Origin of the sequence: Intrasporangium calvum, from assembly GCF_028446585.1 — a bacterium.
Lineage (GTDB): Bacteria > Actinomycetota > Actinomycetes > Actinomycetales > Dermatophilaceae > Intrasporangium > Intrasporangium calvum_A.
In genome coordinates, this window is sequence record NZ_JAPFQL010000080.1 from 1 (window position 1) to 16,663 (window position 16,663).

17 protein-coding genes and 1 pseudogene are annotated in these 16,663 nt (G+C 71.1%); 12 read left to right on the forward strand and 6 right to left on the reverse strand.

Going from position 1 to position 16,663, the window contains the following annotated elements; translation table 11 throughout:
• Positions 1–1,193 (forward strand): cytochrome P450 (locus tag OO014_RS15680; RefSeq protein WP_272463262.1); only part of this gene is annotated, 1,193 nt, incomplete at its 5' end.
• Between the two features lie 10 nt (positions 1,194–1,203).
• Here the strand turns inward: OO014_RS15680 and OO014_RS15685 are convergent.
• Entirely contained in the window at positions 1,204–1,653 is a 450-nt protein-coding gene (locus OO014_RS15685) for an NUDIX domain-containing protein (protein WP_272463263.1), read from the reverse strand.
• A 7-nt stretch (positions 1,654–1,660) separates the two neighbouring features.
• Complete coding sequence (locus tag OO014_RS15690; RefSeq protein ID WP_272463264.1) at positions 1,661–2,194, reverse strand: peptidase; 534 nt, start codon at positions 2,192–2,194, stop codon at positions 1,661–1,663.
• Positions 2,195–2,395: 201 nt separating this feature from the next.
• Here OO014_RS15690 and OO014_RS15695 point away from each other — a divergent pair, with 201 nt between their 5' ends.
• The 7 genes from OO014_RS15695 (at position 2,396) to galK (ending at position 8,411) form a co-directional block, all read left to right on the forward strand.
• A complete protein-coding gene (locus OO014_RS15695) occupies positions 2,396–2,614 on the forward strand; it encodes a hypothetical protein (RefSeq protein WP_272463265.1) in 219 nt (72 codons plus the stop codon).
• Between the two features lie 84 nt (positions 2,615–2,698).
• On the forward strand, positions 2,699–3,022 hold the full coding sequence (locus OO014_RS15700; RefSeq protein WP_272463267.1) for a hypothetical protein: 324 nt from the start codon (positions 2,699–2,701) through the stop codon (positions 3,020–3,022).
• Between the two features lie 60 nt (positions 3,023–3,082).
• Complete coding sequence (locus tag OO014_RS15705) at positions 3,083–4,300, forward strand: NAD(P)/FAD-dependent oxidoreductase (protein ID WP_272463268.1); 1,218 nt, start codon at positions 3,083–3,085, stop codon at positions 4,298–4,300.
• Positions 4,301–4,354: 54 nt separating this feature from the next.
• Positions 4,355–5,086: a class I SAM-dependent DNA methyltransferase gene (locus OO014_RS15710; RefSeq protein ID WP_272463269.1), complete on the forward strand. Its 732-nt coding sequence runs from the start codon at positions 4,355–4,357 to the stop codon at positions 5,084–5,086.
• A gap of 95 nt (positions 5,087–5,181) precedes the next feature.
• Positions 5,182–5,964 carry a class I SAM-dependent methyltransferase gene (locus OO014_RS15715; protein ID WP_272463270.1) on the forward strand — a complete coding sequence of 261 codons (783 nt, stop codon included), beginning with the start codon at positions 5,182–5,184 and terminating at the stop codon, positions 5,962–5,964.
• 123 nt (positions 5,965–6,087) lie between these two features.
• The gene (gene galT / locus OO014_RS15720) at positions 6,088–7,218 is read left to right on the forward strand and encodes a galactose-1-phosphate uridylyltransferase (RefSeq protein ID WP_272463271.1); all 1,131 of its coding nucleotides are present in this window, start codon (positions 6,088–6,090) and stop codon (positions 7,216–7,218) included.
• Positions 7,215–8,411: a galactokinase gene (gene galK, locus OO014_RS15725; RefSeq protein ID WP_272463272.1), complete on the forward strand. Its 1,197-nt coding sequence runs from the start codon at positions 7,215–7,217 to the stop codon at positions 8,409–8,411. Before galT ends, galK begins: the two co-directional genes overlap by 4 nt.
• Before the next feature lie 18 nt (positions 8,412–8,429).
• Here the strand turns inward: galK and OO014_RS15730 are convergent, their stop codons facing one another.
• The gene (locus tag OO014_RS15730; RefSeq protein WP_272463273.1) at positions 8,430–8,942 is read right to left on the reverse strand and encodes a MarR family winged helix-turn-helix transcriptional regulator; all 513 of its coding nucleotides are present in this window, start codon (positions 8,940–8,942) and stop codon (positions 8,430–8,432) included.
• Positions 8,943–9,042: 100 nt separating this feature from the next.
• On the opposite strand from OO014_RS15730, the gene icmF reads away from it, so the two are divergent.
• The 4 genes from icmF to OO014_RS15750 all read left to right on the forward strand — a co-directional run bounded on the left by icmF (position 9,043) and on the right by OO014_RS15750 (position 15,641).
• Entirely contained in the window at positions 9,043–12,285 is a 3,243-nt protein-coding gene (gene icmF / locus OO014_RS15735) for a fused isobutyryl-CoA mutase/GTPase IcmF (protein WP_272463274.1), read from the forward strand.
• Between the two features lie 19 nt (positions 12,286–12,304).
• On the forward strand, positions 12,305–13,078 hold the full coding sequence (locus OO014_RS15740; protein ID WP_272463275.1) for a helical backbone metal receptor: 774 nt from the start codon (positions 12,305–12,307) through the stop codon (positions 13,076–13,078).
• A gap of 71 nt (positions 13,079–13,149) precedes the next feature.
• A complete protein-coding gene (locus tag OO014_RS15745) occupies positions 13,150–15,237 on the forward strand; it encodes an MMPL family transporter (RefSeq protein ID WP_272463276.1) in 2,088 nt (695 codons plus the stop codon).
• Between the two features lie 50 nt (positions 15,238–15,287).
• A complete protein-coding gene (locus OO014_RS15750; protein WP_272463277.1) occupies positions 15,288–15,641 on the forward strand; it encodes a hypothetical protein in 354 nt (117 codons plus the stop codon).
• Positions 15,642–15,738: 97 nt separating this feature from the next.
• Here OO014_RS15750 and OO014_RS15755 read toward each other — a convergent pair whose 3' ends face one another.
• The 3 genes and pseudogenes from OO014_RS15755 to OO014_RS15765 form a co-directional block, all read right to left on the reverse strand.
• The gene (locus OO014_RS15755) at positions 15,739–16,029 is read right to left on the reverse strand and encodes a type II toxin-antitoxin system RelE/ParE family toxin (protein WP_272463278.1); all 291 of its coding nucleotides are present in this window, start codon (positions 16,027–16,029) and stop codon (positions 15,739–15,741) included.
• On the reverse strand, positions 16,026–16,259 hold the full coding sequence (locus tag OO014_RS15760; RefSeq protein WP_272463279.1) for a type II toxin-antitoxin system ParD family antitoxin: 234 nt from the start codon (positions 16,257–16,259) through the stop codon (positions 16,026–16,028). Before OO014_RS15760 ends, OO014_RS15755 begins: the two co-directional genes overlap by 4 nt.
• A 317-nt stretch (positions 16,260–16,576) precedes the next feature.
• A pseudogene (locus tag OO014_RS15765) lies at positions 16,577–16,663 on the reverse strand (IS21-like element ISAau2 family helper ATPase IstB); the annotation flags it as partial.

The window sequence follows — 16,663 nt, forward strand, 5'->3', positions numbered from 1 at the left end:
CGGCAGTGCGGCATGATCGTCCGGTGGTCGAGCACCTCAACGAGTCCGCGGCAACCATCGACTGGGACCCGAGGTCCCCGGCGGTGCTCGCCGACCAGATCGCGAGCTACGACGCGATGCGGGCGCGGTGCCCCGTCGCCCACGGCACGCAGGGCAACTGGACCGTCTTCGGCCACGCGGACACCGTCCGCATCCTCGAGGATCCCGAGACCTTCTCCAATGTCGTCTCCAGCCACGTCGCCGTTCCCAACGGCATGGATCCGCCGCAGCACACGGTGTACCGGGCCGTCGTGGACGGCTTCTTCAGGCCCGCGGCGATCACGGCGTTCGAGCCGACCTGTCGCAGGATCATCGAGGAGCACGTTGCGGCGTTCCGGCCGCCTCGCGACGTGGAGCTCATGAGCGAGATGGCCGAGCCGCTCGCCAATGCCCTGGCCTGCGCCTTCATGGGTTGGCCGGACTCGCTGCACGGGCCGTTGCGCGAGTGGACCCGCCGGAACCACGCAGCAACTCGCTCGATGGACCGCGAGGCGATGTCGCACGTCGCCCTCGAGTTCGACGGCTACATCCGGGACCAGCTCGAGCTGCGTCGAGCCGCCGGCCCGGACGCGCCGGACGACGTCACGACGGCGCTGCTCCGCGAGACGGTCGACGGCCGGCCACTCGGGGACGCCGAGATCGTCGCCATCGTGCGCAACTGGACGGTCGGCGACCTCGGCACCATCGCGGCGAGCATGGGGATCGTCGTCGAGTTCCTGGCGCGGCGACCCGACGTCGTGGCCGACCTGCGGAGGCGGCCCGAGGCCATCGTGTCGGCGACCGACGAGATCCTCCGGATCCATGCGCCCCTCGTGGCCAACCGGCGCCGCACCACGCGTGCCGTGACCATCGGCGGCAGGGAGATTCCCGAGGGTGAGCGGGTCATCGTCCTGTGGGCGTCTGCCAACCGGGACGAGCGCGTCTTCGGCGACCCGGACGCGTTCCGCCTGGACCGCGATCCCGACGCGAACCTGCTCTACGGCCGCGGCATCCACGACTGTCCCGGTGCCCCGCTGGCTCGCCTCGAGCTGGGGCTCTTCGTCGCGGCCCTCCTGGACCTCCCCGGGGCGGTGCGCCTTCGCCCGGGCGGGCGACGGGACCTGGCGAGCTACCCGGGCAGCGGCTTCTCGGCGCTCGACGTCACGCTGGGGTGACCAGCCGCGCTCACGGGGATACTGGTCGACCGGCCGCCGCACCGTCCGAGGAGTCGAGCAGGTCCTGAAGCAGCGTCCGGTAGCGCGGGTCCGGGAGGGAGAGTCGCAGCGCCTCGGCGAGGGTGAACCAGCCGAGCGCGTCGTGCTCCTCCGGGGCCCGGTTGGTCACCTCGCCGGACCAGCCGTCCACCCTGAGGAAGGTGATGTCCTCGGAGGCGTCCTCGGCAACCCACCGGGCCAGGGCAACCCCGGTGCCGTCCGCGACGATGCCGAGCTCCTCGCGCAGCTCGCGGGCCAAAGCCTCGGGCAGCGTCTCCCCGTCCTCGACGTGCCCGCCGGGGAAGTCCCACACGTCCGGGTACCACGCGCGGTCGGCCCTGCGGTGACAGAGGAGCACTCGCCCCGCTGCCGTGAGGACCCCCGAGACGACCCGGTGCCTCGCAGGGGAGCGTTCCACCATCGGCGGCTCAGGAGGCGAGCAGGAGGGAGAGGGCAGCGGTGTCGGCGTCGTCGCTCGGGTCGATCCCGTCGACGGCGGCCAGTCGGGTCACCGTGCCCTTGCGGTCGGCCTCGATCCAGGCGGCGCGATGGGCCAGCCCGAGGTGGGGCAGCCCCGGGAGGAGGAGGCAGCCCGACGCGGTCTCGTACTCCGGTAGCGAAGCGACGGTGCTCGAGGGCGGGTGGAGCACGGCGAGGGCCGGAGGCAGGGGATCGGCGAACTGGCCTGGACGGAGGGGGTGGTCGCCGATGAACTGGCCCTCGGCGAGGACGAGCCCGACGGAGTGCTCCGGCGCCCGGGCCGGGACGTCCTCGAGGACCCGGAAGACGGTGCTGCCCTGGGGGAGCATGCTCGGGACGGCGGCCATGCGGACGGCGAGCAGCAGGAAGTGGGTCCACTCCACCGTGTCCTCGGGCCAGCGGCCGACGATGATGAACCCGCGCAGCGCGCCGTTGGAGTGAATGGGCGCGACCTCGACCTTGGGCTCGTGCTCCGGTTCCACGTGGGCCTCCCTCCACGGCTTCTGAAGGGCCTTCTCCAGGTCAGTGACCTCTGTCACTCTCAGGATGCCACCCCGAACGGCCGACAGCACGCAACGCACGCCGCACGGCGGTCTCCTGCCGGTCCCACGGCCGACCCCCGCGGCACGCACCGTGCCTACACTGGAGATTGGTTGACGTACAGGATCGGGAGTGAGCACACCATGGCTGGCAAGGGTGACAACGAGGGCCTGTCCGTGGGCTACCGCATCGGCTACCAGCTGCGGCGCCTCGGCCTGACCTTCTTCGGTCCGGCCCAGCTCGGCGAGACGAACGACCCCACGAGTCGGCTCGCGGCGGAGCGGGCGGCGAAGGTGGCGCGGGCCAGACGCGAGCGTGAGCAGCGAGAGGCCGAGGAGCGGGCGCGTCGCAGCCCCGCCTGACTCTCCCCGAAGCGTGTTGGCCCCCGGCGGTTTCGGGTACCTTCGAAAGGGACGGGTCTATCCGCACGGCCTCCAGGAGGAGCCATGGGTGATCGAGTTGGTCTCTGGTTCATGCTCGGGATCGTCGTCCTGCTGGTGGTGGGACTGATCATGGTGAACCCCAGGCGCGGCAAGGGCGCTCTCGGCAACACCGAGTCGCTCAACCGACACCTGGACGACACGGTCCGCAACCGTGCCGACCACCCCGAGGGAGCCGAGCGCTCCCACCTCGTCGGCAACCCGCCGGTGGACTCCGTGACGACAGAGGGCTGGGGCGTCGCCACCCCGGGAGAGGGCGCGCTGCCCGAGCTCCCCGAGGACGTCCACCCGGAGCTGCACGACAGCGACCGCAAGCGCCGTCGCCACTGAGCCAGCCCAGCGGCATACGGCCGGCTGTTTCTCCTGAGCGGGTCGGTAGCCTCACTCGACATGGACGTGCCTCGGAAGGTCGTTGTCGTCGGTGGCGGAGTCGGCGGTGTGAGCACGGTCGCCGCGCTCCGTGCCGGTGGCTACGGCGGCGAGCTGGTGCTCGTCGACGATGCCGAGCGGCCCACTGACCGGCCGCCGCTCAGCAAGGAGTACCTCGCCGGCACCCGTAGCCGCGCGGAGATCGCGCTCGAGCAGCCTGGGTGGTACGACGAGCACGAGATCACGCTGGTCTCCGGCACGCGCGTCGCGGCCCTGCGTCCCGGCGAGGGCGTCCTCGAGACGGCCGACGGGCGCACGCTGGCCGCGGACCGGGTCGTCCTGGCGACCGGTGGGCGAGCGGCACGTCCCGCGATCCCGGGCTCCGACAGCGAGCGGGTGCACGTGCTGCGGACGGTCGAGGACGCGGACCGGCTCCGTGCTGCGGTGGCTCCCGGTGTGCGCGTGCTCGTCGTCGGCGCCGGGCTCGTCGGGGCGGAGGTCGGCTCCACACTCGCGGGTCTTGGGGCGGACGTCACGCTCGTCGACCCGGTGTCGCCGCCGCTCGCTCCGGTCTTCGGAGAGGCGGTCGCCGAATGGCTCCACGACCTGCACCGGGCCCGTGGCCTGACCGTCCTGCAGGCGGGCGTCCAGCGGTTCGAGGCACCTGGGGGCGCTCTTGTCGCGCGTCTGGACGGCGCGGTTGGCCAGGTCGAGGCCGACGTGGTCGTGCTCGCCCTCGGCATGGTGCCGGAGACCGGGCTCGCTGCCAGCGCTGGGCTCGACACCGGACGTGGGGTGCGGGTGGACGACGCCCAGGTGACGTCCAACCCGGCCGTGCTCGCCATCGGTGACGCGACGGAGGTAGTCGTCGACGGGGTCGTGCAGCCGCGCGCCGAGCACTGGGAGGCTGCACGGCTCGACGGGGAGCGCGCCGCTGCAACCATTCTCGGTCTGCCGGCGCCTGTGCGGGGGGCGAGCTGGTTCTGGACCGACCGGCACGGCGTGCACGTCGAGGTGGTCGGCGAGCTGGCGGCCGGCGAGGTCGTGGTGCGGGGTGAGCTCGGGACGCCGCCGTTCTCTGCGTTCGCGGTGCGGGACGGGGTCGTCGTCGGAGCAGTCGCGGTCGAGGACTCCAAGGCGGTCCGGGCGGCGCGGCGCCTCATCGACCGCGGTCTGCCGGTCGATCCGGGCGCCCTCGTCGACCCGGCCACCGACCTGCGCCGGCTCCTCAGAGCGTGACGTCAGCCGGTTAACCGGTGGCGAGCGGGCGGGGGAGTGGGCGAGGCTCGGTTCATGACGAGCAGCGACTACTGGGACGCTGAGACAGCGCGGCACTATGACGACACCTCCGGCTTCATGTTCGAGCCCGCCGTGCTCGACCCCGCGGTCGACTTCCTGGCTGGGCTGGCAGGCGACGGGGCGGCCCTCGAGTTCGCGGTCGGCACGGGGCGCGTCGCCATCCCCCTCATGGACCGAGGGGTCCGCGTCGCCGGTATCGAGCTGTCCCAGCCGATGGCCGACCGGCTGCACGAGAAGCGGGCGGACCTCCCCGTCGTGGTCGGCGACATGGCGACGACCACCGCCCCGGGGAGCTTCTCTCTCGTCTACGTCGTCTGGAACAGCATCGGGAACCTTCGGACTCAGGCCGAGCAGGTGGCCTGCTTCCGCAACGCAGCCCGCCACCTCGAGCCGGGTGGACGGTTCGTCGTCGAGCTCTGGGTGCCGGCGATTCGGCGCTTCCCACCAGGCCAGGCCGCCGTCCCCTTCCACGTCGGGCGGCGCCACGCCGGCTTCGACACCTACGACCTCGCGACGCAGCAGGGGACCTCGCACCACTACCGGCGACACGCGGACGGCACCGTGACCTACGGCGCCAGCAACTTCCGCTACATCTGGCCCGCGGAGTGCGACCTCATGGCGCAGCTGGCGGGCCTGGAGCTGGAGAGCCGCCACGCCGACTGGACGGGCGCGCCGTTCACGAGCGACAGCGAGAGCCACGTGTCGGTCTGGCGGCAGCCGGCCTGATCGTCGTCGTGTCGTTGGATGGCCGCGTGCGGTGCGACTGGGTCAGCGCTTGCAGACTGCAGTCGTGGGCATACCTGTTCGGGTAGGACTGGTGCATGCTCATCGACGAGGAGATGCAGGACGAGTTCGGCACGATGGCCGCGTGGACGCGTGAGGCCGTCGAGCGGCTCGGCCCCGACCATGCGATCCCGGCCGCCTGTCGCGGCAGCGGCCGCCCCTCGGGGCTCGACTGGCTCCTGGACCGGATGGAAGTGGAGCGGGGCGCTCGTCTGCTCGATGTCGGCGCCGGGCTGGGTGGTCCCGCTGCCTACGCCCGGGAGCAGGCCGGCATCCTGCCTGTCTGCCTCGAGCCGATGCGCCCCGCGGCGGGTGCCTCGGCGGCTCTCTTCGACCTGCCTTCCCTCGTGGCCGAGGGCGCTCGGCTCCCCATCGCCGACGGATCGTTCCGTCTGGCCTGGTCTCTCGGGACCCTGTGCACGACCGACGAGAAGGCGGTGTGGCTGGCCGAGCTCCGTCGCGTCCTGGAGGACGGCGCCCGGCTGGGGCTGCTCGTCGTCATGGCGACCGGAGAGTCATTCGAGGTGCCGTGGGGCAACGCGTTCCCGTCCTCGCAGGAGCTGACAACACTCCTCACGGCGGCCGGCTTCACCGTCCGTGACGAAGCCTGGACCGACGATCTCGCGCCGACCCCTGAACGCTGGGAACGGCTCGAGGACGAGGTCCAGTCAGCGGTCCGCGAGGCGCACGGAGCCGACGCCAGGTACGCAACGGTCCAGGACCAGGAGCGCAGGATGGGGCAGCTGGTGGAGGCCGGCCGGGTCCGGGGGCGGCTCCTCGTCGCGACGGTCGTTGGCCCGTCGACGTCGTCCACGGGTTGACCCCCTGATTGTGACGGGGCTCACGTCCGACAGACTTGGTCCTGCATCCCGCGCGTCCCCGAGCTGCGGGAGCGAGCCGGACCGGCGGTGCGGCGGGGATCAGCGAAAGGCGAGGGATCACAGGTGGCGCACCAGGTGCGGCGCACGTCGGCGCGGCTGGCCGATGGCCGCGAGATCATCTACTTCGACGACGAGACCGAGACCCGGTCACCTCGTCCCGACGAGCGGCCGCTCGGGGCGCGAGCCGAGGCCGGGGAGATGCGCTTCGACGCGCTGACGGGGGAGTGGGTCGCCGTCGCGAGCCACCGCCAGAACCGGACCTTCCTCCCGCCGCCCGACGAGTGCCCGCTCTGTCCCACCGGACGTGGCTCGGTGCCGAGCGAGGTGCCCGACCCCGCCTATGACGTCGTCGTCTTCGAGAACCGCTTCCCCAGCTTCTCCGAGGGTGCCGCCGACCTCGACTCACCGGTTCCGGAGCCGCTCTTCGCGACCGCCCCGGCCCGCGGCCGGTGCGAGGTGGTCTGCTTCACGAGCGACCATTCCGGCCAGTTCGCCCAGCTCCCACCGGCACGCGTCGAGACGGTGCTGGAGGCCTGGGTCGACCGCACGACCGAGCTGAGCCGGCTGCCGGGGGTCGATTACGTCTTCTGCTTCGAGAACCGGGGCCCGGAGATCGGCGTGACGCTGCACCACCCGCACGGCCAGATCTACGCCTACCCCTACGTCCCAGCCCGCAGCCGGGCGATGCTCGAGCGGGCCCGGGAGCACCGGGCGACCACCGGGCGGCTCCTCGGCTCCGACGTCCTCGCCGCCGAAGTGGCTGCCGGATCGCGCCTCGTCCTCGAGTCGGAGCACTGGACCGCCTACGCCCCCTACGCCTCCCGCTGGCCGGTCGAGGTGCACCTCGTGCCCAACCGTGCCGTGCCCGACCTTCCCGCCCTCACGGCGCAGGAGCGCGCGGACTTTGCCACGGTCTACCCGCAGCTGCTCCGGCGACTGGACCGCTTCCACGTCGCACCCACGGCGGTCGACGGGGACGCGACGATCCCGCTGCCCTACATCGCCGGGTGGCACCAGGCACCCGTCAACGTGGGCCGGGAGGACTGGCGGCTCAGCATGCAGATCACCTCGATCCTCCGGGCCCCCGGCAAGCTCAAGTACCTCGCCGGCTCCGAGTCAGGCGTCGGCGGCTGGGTGACCGACGTCGCGCCCGAGGCAGTCGCCGCCCGGCTTCGCGAGCTGGTCGACGCATGAGTGGCGCTGAGCCGCAGCACATCCCGTCCGAGCTGACCGCCGTCTTCCGGGATGCCTTCGGCCGTGAGCCGAGCGGCGTCTGGTCCGCGCCCGGCCGGGTCAACCTCATCGGCGAGCACACCGACTACAACCGTGGGCTCTGCCTTCCGATGGCCATCCCGCGTCGCACCTGGGTGGCCGTGGCGCCCCGCCGCGACCGGAGGATGCGGATCCTGTCCCGGCAGGTCCCGGGGGAGCGGACCATCGAGCTCGACGGGCTGCTCGAGGGCAACCGCGGTGGCTGGGCGGCCTACGCCGTGGGTGTGCTGTGGGCCCTTGAGCAGGCGGGTCGCGAGGTTCGCGGGCTCGATGTCGTCGTGGACGGACGGGTGCCACTCGGTTCAGGACTGTCGAGCTCCGCCGCGCTCGAATGCGCTGTCGCCGTCGCCGCGGTCGACGTCCTGGGCCTTCCCGGCTACGAGGGCGACGAGGGACGGCGGGACCTCGCAGCGGTCTGTGTCCGTGCGGAGAACGAGGTCGCCGGAGCCCCGACTGGCGGGATGGACCAGTCGGCTTCGTTGCTTGCCCGCGCCGACGAGGCCCTGCTGCTCGACTTCGACGGAGACCACCCGCCGGTTCATGTCCCCTTCGACCTCGCAAGCCACGGCTTGGCCCTGCTGGTGATGAACACCCGCGCCGAGCACTCGCTCGACGACGGGCAGTACGGCAACCGGCGCGAGGAGTGTGTCGCGGCCGTGGCCGAGCTCGGGGTCGGCTCCCTTCGAGACCTTCGACCCCGCGACCTCGACGAGGTCGTCCCGCGGCTGTCCAGCGATGTGCTGCGACGTCGCGTTCGTCACGTGGTCACCGAGACCGAGCGGGTGACGCAGGCTGTGGCCGCGCTCGAGGCCGACGACTTCGACGCGTTGACCGCGCTCTTCGACGCGTCACACGCCTCGATGCGCGACGACTTCGAGATCTCCTGTGTCGAGCTCGACACTGCGGTCGAGACCGCCCGCGCCGCAGGGGCGCTCGCGGCACGGATGACCGGGGGCGGCTTCGGTGGCTCGGCCATTGCCATCGTCCGGGACGAGCTCGTCGGCGAGGTCAGCCGGGCGGTGACAGCAGCCTTCTCCCGGCAGGGCTTCCGCTCCCCGGAGCTCTTCCCCGTCACCGCGGACGGGCCGGCCAGGCGCGAGCTCCAGGCGCCCTGAGCTCGCCCGCGCGTGCGGCTAGAAGTCTCCGGCCTGGCGGCGCAGCCGCGTCAGCACGTCGACGAGCGTGCGGAGGTCGCGGGAGGACAGGCCCGGCTGCTCGAAGACCTCGGCGTTGAGGGCCTTGGTCGCCCGCTCGGCCAGCTCGCGACCGGTCGGGGTGAGCGCGATCAGGTAGGCGCGTCGGTCCTCGGGGTGCGTGGAGCGGGTGACCAGTCCCGCGTCCTCGAGCCGGTCGACCGCGTTCGTCACGCTCGTGGGGTGCACCTGCAGCCGCGACCCGATGATCTTCATCGGCAGGGATCCGCGCTTGCTGAACCACAGGAGCATGAGCACCTCGTAGCGGGCGAACGTCACCCCTAGCGGCTTGAGGGTGGCCTCGACGCGGGCGAGGACGATCTGGTGGGCGCGCATGAGGGAGGTGACGGCGGCCATGCCGTCGGCGGCGTCGCTCCAGCCCGACTCGACCCACTGGGTGCGGGCCTGGTCGATCGGGTCGAACTCGAGGTCGCGGGTGCCGTCAACCGTCATGCGCCCATCGTAGGGCGATGACGCGTTGACGTCCATTAGTTGGAAGTCCTACTATTTTCACGTCAGTGCCGCATCGCCGCACCCTGCCCGGAGGCCCTTCGTGAGCAACCAGAAGCCCAAGCTGCACCAGCCGGCTCACCACGTCCGCATCGTCACCGCGTCGAGCCTCTTCGACGGCCACGACGCCTCGATCAACATCATGCGGCGGATCATGCAGAGCCAGGGCGCCGAGGTCATCCACCTCGGGCACAACCGCTCGGTCCAGGAGGTCGTCGACGCGGCGATCGAGGAGGACGCGCAGGGCATTGCCGTCTCGTCCTACCAGGGCGGCCACGTCGAGTACTTCGAGTACCTCGTCGAGCTGCTCAAGGAGAACGGCGCCGAGCACATCCGCGTCGTCGGCGGGGGTGGCGGCGTCATCGTGCCCGAGGAGATCGCCCGTCTGCGCAGCTCCGGCGTCACGATCTTCAGCCCCGAGGACGGGCAGCGCCTGGGCCTGGCCGGGATGATCAACCAGGTCATCAAGGACTGCGACTTCGACCCCTGGGACGTGCGGCAGGCGAGCCTCGACGCAGTGCTCGCCGGCGAGCGGGCCGCCGTCGCTCGCGCCATCACCGGCGCCCAGGAGGGCGACCTGGACACTGCGACGCTCGAGGCCATCCGCGAGGCGGCCACGAAGCGACAGGTCCCCGTCCTCGGCATCACCGGCACCGGCGGATCCGGGAAGAGCTCGCTGACCGACGAGCTGGTCCGCCGGCTGCGGCTCGACCAGCAGGACAAGCTGCGCGTCGCGATCCTCGCCATCGACCCGACCCGCAGCCGGGGTGGCGGCGCGCTCCTCGGCGACCGGATCCGGATGTCCTCGCTCGACGGCGACCGTGCCTTCTTCCGCAGCCTCGCGACGCGCGGTCACAGCCAGGTGCCGGCCAACCTCGAGGACGTCATCGCCATCACCAAGTCGGCCGGCTTCGACCTCGTCATCCTCGAGACGCCCGGCATCGGCCAGGGCGACGCGGCGATCGTCGACTACGCCGACGTGTCGCTCTATGTCATGACCCCGGAGTTCGGCGCGAGCAGCCAGCTCGAGAAGATCGACATGCTCGACCGGGCCGACGTCGTGGCCATCAACAAGTTCGAGCGTCGCGGTGCGGAGGACGCCCTGCGCGACGTCGGCCGCCAGCTGGTCCGCAACCGGGAGGCCTTCGGCAAGGGCCCGGGCGACATGCCGGTCTTCGGCACGAGCGCGGCAACGTTCAACGACGACGGCGTGACGGCGCTCTACCAGGAGCTGCGCGGCCTGCTCGCCGACCGGGGTGTGACGATGGAGGAGGGTGCCCTGCCCGCCGTCGCGACGAAGCAGTCGACCCGGATCGCCACGGTCGTCCCGTCCTCGCGAGTGCGCTACCTCGCCGAGATCAGCGAGACGGTCCGCGACTACCACGCCGCCACGGAGCAGTACGCCGCCCAGGCCTCGCGCGTGCAGCGCCTGGAGGCCGTCCGCGACGAGCTGACCGCCGCGGACGCCGACCCCACGCCGGTCGAGCAGCTGCTCGACGCCGCCCGCGGCGACCTGCCCACGGAGGTTGCCGACCAGCTCGCCGGGTGGCCCGCGGTCGTCGAGGCCTACTCGGGCGACGAGCAGGTCATCACGATCCGCGACAAGGAGATTCGCAACGTCCTGACGCGGGAGTCGCTGTCCGGCAACAAGATCCCGCGCGTGGCGCTGCCGCGTTACCGGGACCACGGCGAGCTCGTCTCGTTCCTGCGGCGGGAGAACCTGCCGGGCTACTTCCCCTACACGGCGGGGGTCTTCCCGTTCAAGCGTGAGGGTGAGGACCCGGCCCGGATGTTCGCCGGAGAGGGCGACCCGTTCCGGACGAACCGTCGTTTCAAGCTGCTCTCCGAGGGCCAGCCCGCGACCCGGCTGTCGACCGCGTTCGACTCCGTGACCCTCTACGGCCGCGACCCCGACCCCCGCCCGGACGTCTACGGCAAGGTCGGCACGTCCGGCGTGTCGATCGCGACGCTCGACGACATGAAGGCGCTCTACGACGGCTTCGACCTCGTCTCGCCGACGACCAGCGTGTCGATGACGATCAACGGCCCGGCTCCGACGATCCTCGCCTTCTTCCTCAACACGGCGATCGACCAGCAGCTCGACGCCTTCCGCGAGCGCGAGGGGCGTGAGCCGAGCGGCGCGGAGGCGGAGGAGATCCGCGCCTTCGCCCTGGCCAACGTCCGCGGCACCGTCCAGGCCGACATCCTCAAGGAGGACCAGGGCCAGAACACCTGCATCTTCAGCACCGAGTTCTCGCTGAAGATGATGGCCGACATCCAGCAGTGGTTCATCGAGCACAAGGTCCGCAACTTCTACTCGGTGTCGATCTCCGGCTACCACATCGCGGAGGCCGGGGCCAACCCCATCAGCCAGCTCGCGTTCACGCTGGCCAACGGCTTCACCTACGTCGAGAGCTACCTGGCCCGGGGGATGAACGTCGACGACTTCGCCCCGAACCTGTCCTTCTTCTTCAGCAACGGCATGGACCCTGAGTACACGGTGCTCGGCCGGGTCGCGCGCCGCATCTGGGCCGTGGCGATGAAGGAGAGGTACGGCGCCAACGACCGCTCGCAGAAGCTGAAGTACCACGTCCAGACGTCCGGACGCTCGCTGCACGCGCAGGAGATGCAGTTCAACGACATTCGCACGACGCTCCAGGCGCTGTGCGCGATCTACGACAACGCGAACTCCTTGCACACCAATGCCTTCGACGAGGCGGTGACGACGCCGACCGCAGAGTCGGTCCGTCGTGCCCTGGCCATCCAGCTCATCATCAACCGCGAGTGGGGCCTGGCGGTCAACGAGAACCCGCTCCAGGGCTCCTTCATCGTCGACGAGCTCACCGACCTCGTCGAGGAGGCGGTCCTCACGGAGTTCGACAAGATCACCGAGCGGGGCGGTGTGCTCGGCGCCATGGAGACGGGCTACCAGCGCGGTCGGATCCAGGACGAGTCGATGCTCTACGAGCACCGCAAGCACGACGGCAGCCTGCCGATCATCGGCGTCAACACGTTCCGCAACCCGCGGGCCGAGGACGAGGAGCCGCAGACGATCGAGCTCGCCCGCGGCACCGAGGAGGAGAAGCAGAGCCAGCTCGGCAGGGTCCGCGCCTTCCAGCAGGAGCACTCCGACGAGGCGAAGGTGGCCTTGGAGGAGCTCAAGCAGGTGGCGATCGAGGGCGGCAACGTGTTCGACGTCCTCATGCGGGCGGCTCGCGTCTGCTCGCTCCAGCAGGTGACGGAGGCCTTCTTCGAGGTGGGCGGCCAGTACCGCCGCAACGTGTAGTCCCGAGAGGTCTCCACCGTTGAGTTCTCGTGTCGTCGTCGACGATCTGGGGTATGCCGCTGAGCTCGCTCCCAGGCCCAGACGCGTCGTCTCGCTCGTCCCCTCCATCACCGAGGCCGTGGCCGCGACCTGTCCGGAGCAACTGGTCGGCGCCACGGACTGGTGCACCCACCCGCCGGACCTCGACGTCCGGCGGGTCCGGGGCACGAAGAACCCCGACCTGGCCGCCATCCGTGAGCTGGCTCCCGACCTCGTCATCGCGAACAAGGAGGAGAACCGGGAGCTCGACGTCCGGCGCCTCCGGGAGAGCGGTGTCCAGGTCTACGTGACGGACATCGTGACCGTGCCCGGCGCGCTCGACTCGCTCGAGCGGCTCTTCGCGGTCGTGCTCGGGGTGGGCGTCCCCGAGTGGCTCGGGCAGGCGCGCGACGAGTGGTCGGGGCCGGTCCCCGAATCGCGCCTCGACGTCGCGATCGCCATCTGGCGGGACCCGTGGATGGTGGTCGGCAGCAACACCTTCACCGGCGACCTCGTCAGCCGGCTCGGCTGGCGCAACGCCTTCTCCGGGCACTCCGAGCGCTACCCGCATGTCGACCTCGCCGAGCTCGACCGGCCCGACCTGGACGTCGTGCTGCTGCCGGACGAGCCGTACGTCTTCACGGCCGACGACGGGCCGGAGGCCTTCACCCACGTCCGGACCGCGCTGTGCAGCGGGCGGCTGCTCACCTGGTACGGCCCCGCCATGGTGGGCGCGAAGGCGGCTCTCACCGAGGCGATCACGTCCACGGGTTGAGCCGGCCGGGAGGGGCCGGTTCAACCTTTTGATGGAGGGGGAGGCCCTCCGGACGCGCCGACGCTGGTTGCATGACCCTGACCCACACCACCGACACCCTCGACAGCGCGCACGCCCTCGCGCAGGTCCGACCCGCGAGACGGCTCATCCAAGGACTGACCTCACGGCGCGGCGCCTGGCTGACGCTCCTGCTCGCAGCCCTCGTCGTGACGGGCATCCTCGGCGCGCTCCGGACCGAGCCGCCGGTCGGCGGTGGGGCCGCGGGCTCCCTGCCGGCCACCGCCGAGTCACGCGAGGTGTCGGAGCTGCAGACCCACTTCGAGGGCGGGGACCAGGCTCCGGCGCTCGTGCTGTGGACCCGCGCCGACGGCGGCGTGCTGGCTCCGGCCGAGCTGGCGACGCTGCGCGAGCAGGCACCCAGCATCAGCGCGGCTGTCGGCGCGCCACCCCTGCCCGCCACACTGTCGGAGGACGGCAGGGCGGTGCTCCTGCCGGTGCCCATCGACGTCGACCGCTCCAACGGCCAGATCGCTGCGACGATCGCTGATCTCAGAGCGGCCGCCGCGGGCGCTCCTGCCGGGATCGACGTCCAGGTGACGGGTGGACCCGCCCTCGGCGCGGACGTCGCCTCGGCGTTCGACGGCGCTGACCTCACCCTGCTCCTCGTGACGCTCGCCGCCGTGGTCCTGCTGCTCCTGCTGACCTACCGGTCGCCGGTGCTCTGGCTCGTTCCCCTCACCGTCGTGGCCGTCGCCGACCAAGTGGCTGGGGTCCTCACCGCCCAGGCAGGCGCGATCTGGGACCTGAAGTTCGACGCCGGCATCATCAGCGTCCTCGTCTTCGGAGCCGGCACGAACTATGCCCTCCTGCTCATCTCGCGCTACCGCGAGGAGCTGCGGGTCGAGCCCGACCATCGGGTGGCCCTGCGGCGTGCCTGGTCGGCGACGGCAGGGGCGATCGTCGCCAGCAACGTCACGGTCGTGCTCAGCCTGCTCGCGCTCCTGCTCGCCGCCCTGCCCTCGACCTCGGGGCTCGGCGTCGCCTCGGCCATCGGACTGCTCGTCGCGCTCGCCTTCGGCCTCGTCGTCCTGCCCGCGGCGCTCGCTGTCGTGGGCCGCGGGGTGTTCTGGCCGTTCGTTCCGCGGCCCGGGGCCGCCCCGGCGCGACCGTCCCTCTGGGGGAGCGTCGCCGGATCGGCGATGCGCCGGCCGCTGCTGACCAGCCTGGTTGTCCTCGGCATCCTCGGTGGGCTGGCCTCCTCGCTCGTGGGGACCCGGATCGGTCTCGCCCCGACGGAGAAGTTCCGGGTCGCGGCGGAGTCGCAGGTCGGCGCCGAGCGCCTCGGCGCGCACTTCCCGTCCGGTGAGTCGGCACCCATGGTGGTCGTCGCCGATGAGGCCCGCATCGAGACCGTCGCGAAGGCCGCGCGCGGGGTGGGTGGGGTCGTTGCCGTGCGCCCGGCCGGTGCTGCGGCGGGTCTCGCCCGGCTCACCGTGACCGCTGAAGCGGCACCCGGCACGCCCGCCGCGGACGACACGGTGCGCGGGCTGCGCGCCGCAGTGCATGCCGTCGCCGGCGCGGACGCGAAGGTGGGCGGCGAAGCGGCTGAGCTGCTCGACGCACGGGAACTCGCGGACCGTGACCTGCGGGTCGTCGTGCCGGTGATTCTCGGTGTCGTCCTGCTCGTCCTCGTTGCGCTCCTCGGGGCGGTGGTGGGGCCGCTCGTCCTTCTGGTCATCAACGCGCTGTCAGCGCTCGCCGCAATCGGGCTCGGGTCCTGGGTGGGCGGCGCGCTCCTCGGCTTCGCCGGCCTCGACGTCAACGTCCCGCTGCTCGCCTTCATGTTCCTCGTCGCGCTCGGCGTCGACTACACGATCTTCCTCGTTCACCGAGCCAAGGAGGAGGCTGCCGCGGCAGGGACGGTGCAGGGCATGCGCCGGGCCGTCGGTGCGACCGGCGCCGTCATCACGAGCGCCGGGGTCGTCCTGGCCGCAGTGTTCGCCGCACTCGGCGTGCTGCCGCTCATGGTGCTCGCCCAGCTGGGCCTCGTCGTCGGGCTCGGCGTCCTCCTCGACACCTTCGTCGTGCGGACCCTTCTCGTCCCGGCCGTCTTCACCCTGCTCGGCGACCGCCTGTGGTGGCCCAGGCGCACGCCCTGATCGAGAGCGGTCCGTCCCCAAAACGCATCGTCCGTGGGGGAACGTGCACGATGATGCGCGTGAACTGTTCCGCTGACCCATCGGCGATCGCGAAGGCCGTCAACGCCTTCTTCGGCGAGCATCAGGTCGCGAGTCTCCGCCTTCCATCGGGATGGTTCGGCCGGCCATACGACAACTGGCATCAACTGACGGAGGCCGTGGCCGAGGGCGGTGGCCTACTCATCCGCCTGGACGACAGCCAGGTGCTCACGCTCGAGGTGGACAGCGTGTCGTCTGAGGGTCGCGTCCTGCGGATTCGCGTCCGAGGTGGGCGCTGGCGGTGGACCGAGTACGGCGGCGATGCGGAACACGACGAGGTGCTGGGGACCGGGCTGGTGGAGTTCTATGCCCCGTTCCATCCTTGACCCTGTGGACGTCGGTCGAACGGTGTGGCACGGAGAGCAGCATTTCCGGTCAACGCCTTGTGCCGATGTGTGGCGTGCACGGGTCGAGCTTCGGCCGTTACAGGTGCCGCAGCGGGTCCATCCTCTGATGCAGGATGCGGATGACGTCTACACCGTCGGTCTGCACGATGTAGAAGATGACATGGCTGCCGATGCCGTAGCGCCGGTAGCCGGCACGGATCTCCTCACAGCTGCGTCCGCGGTCTGGGTCGGTGGCGATCCGCTCAATCGCGGCCCTGATCTCGAGGATGTACTTTTCGGCCTGGCGCGCCTCCCACCGCTCTTGCGTGTAGTCCCAGATCGAGGACAGGTCTCGCTGGGCAGCGGGAGTGAGCCGGTACGTGCTCACGCCTTCTTCGCGGTGATGAAGGCGTCGAAGTCGAAGTTCTCGGCCGGGCCGCTCTGCTCACCGGCGATCAGTGCGGCGCGAAGGGCTGCCATGCGGATCTCCTCATCCTCCAGCAGCCGCAGGCCTGCACGGACCACCTCGCTGGCGTTCCGGTACCGGCCCGAGTCGACTTCGCGGGCGAGGAAGTCGGAGAAGTGCTCGTCCAAGCTGATCGAGGTGTTGCGAACCATCGAATGATGATACCAACAATTGGTACCGCTGTCCTGGCGAGGCGGCGGGTCCAAGACAGCCAACGGCCGGCACTCGGACGGTCGCCCGCAGAGCGGCATGAGCGGACGTATCAGTCGTCCTCAACCGTCCGAGAAAACTGAATCGGGGGTGATGGTTTGGGGTGCAGCGGCTCCCTGACGCCGCTCTGCTCCGGCCCGGGTGGCATTGGCGGCACGATGTCCCAGCCGCCGTGGTGCCACATCCACACGTAGGCGATGTCAACGGCGGCTGAAAACTGACCCCCGATCGTCGGTTGAATTTTGACCCCCTGGGGTTTTCAGTTCTCTTCGGTGACGGCTGCGGGGACGCGGCCGAGGTCTCGGTTCTTGAGCCGGTAGGAGTCGCCCTTGAGAGCGATGACTTC

What these genes read in the sequence shown, in the direction of transcription:
- OO014_RS15685 (WP_272463263.1), bottom strand. Translation starts at nt 1,653, where the DNA reads ATGGTGGAACGCTCCCCTGCGAGGCACCGGGTCGTCTCGGGGGTCCTC.
- OO014_RS15695 (WP_272463265.1), top strand. Translation starts at nt 2,396, where the DNA reads ATGGCTGGCAAGGGTGACAACGAGGGCCTGTCCGTGGGCTACCGCATC.
- OO014_RS15700 (WP_272463267.1), top strand. Translation starts at nt 2,699, where the DNA reads ATGGGTGATCGAGTTGGTCTCTGGTTCATGCTCGGGATCGTCGTCCTG.
- OO014_RS15705 (WP_272463268.1), top strand. Translation starts at nt 3,083, where the DNA reads ATGGACGTGCCTCGGAAGGTCGTTGTCGTCGGTGGCGGAGTCGGCGGT.
- OO014_RS15710 (WP_272463269.1), top strand. Translation starts at nt 4,355, where the DNA reads ATGACGAGCAGCGACTACTGGGACGCTGAGACAGCGCGGCACTATGAC.
- OO014_RS15715 (WP_272463270.1), top strand. Translation starts at nt 5,182, where the DNA reads ATGCTCATCGACGAGGAGATGCAGGACGAGTTCGGCACGATGGCCGCG.
- galK (WP_272463272.1), top strand. Translation starts at nt 7,215, where the DNA reads ATGAGTGGCGCTGAGCCGCAGCACATCCCGTCCGAGCTGACCGCCGTC.
- OO014_RS15730 (WP_272463273.1), bottom strand. Translation starts at nt 8,942, where the DNA reads ATGACGGTTGACGGCACCCGCGACCTCGAGTTCGACCCGATCGACCAG.
- OO014_RS15745 (WP_272463276.1), top strand. Translation starts at nt 13,150, where the DNA reads ATGACCCTGACCCACACCACCGACACCCTCGACAGCGCGCACGCCCTC.
- OO014_RS15750 (WP_272463277.1), top strand. Translation starts at nt 15,288, where the DNA reads ATGATGCGCGTGAACTGTTCCGCTGACCCATCGGCGATCGCGAAGGCC.
- OO014_RS15760 (WP_272463279.1), bottom strand. Translation starts at nt 16,259, where the DNA reads ATGGTTCGCAACACCTCGATCAGCTTGGACGAGCACTTCTCCGACTTC.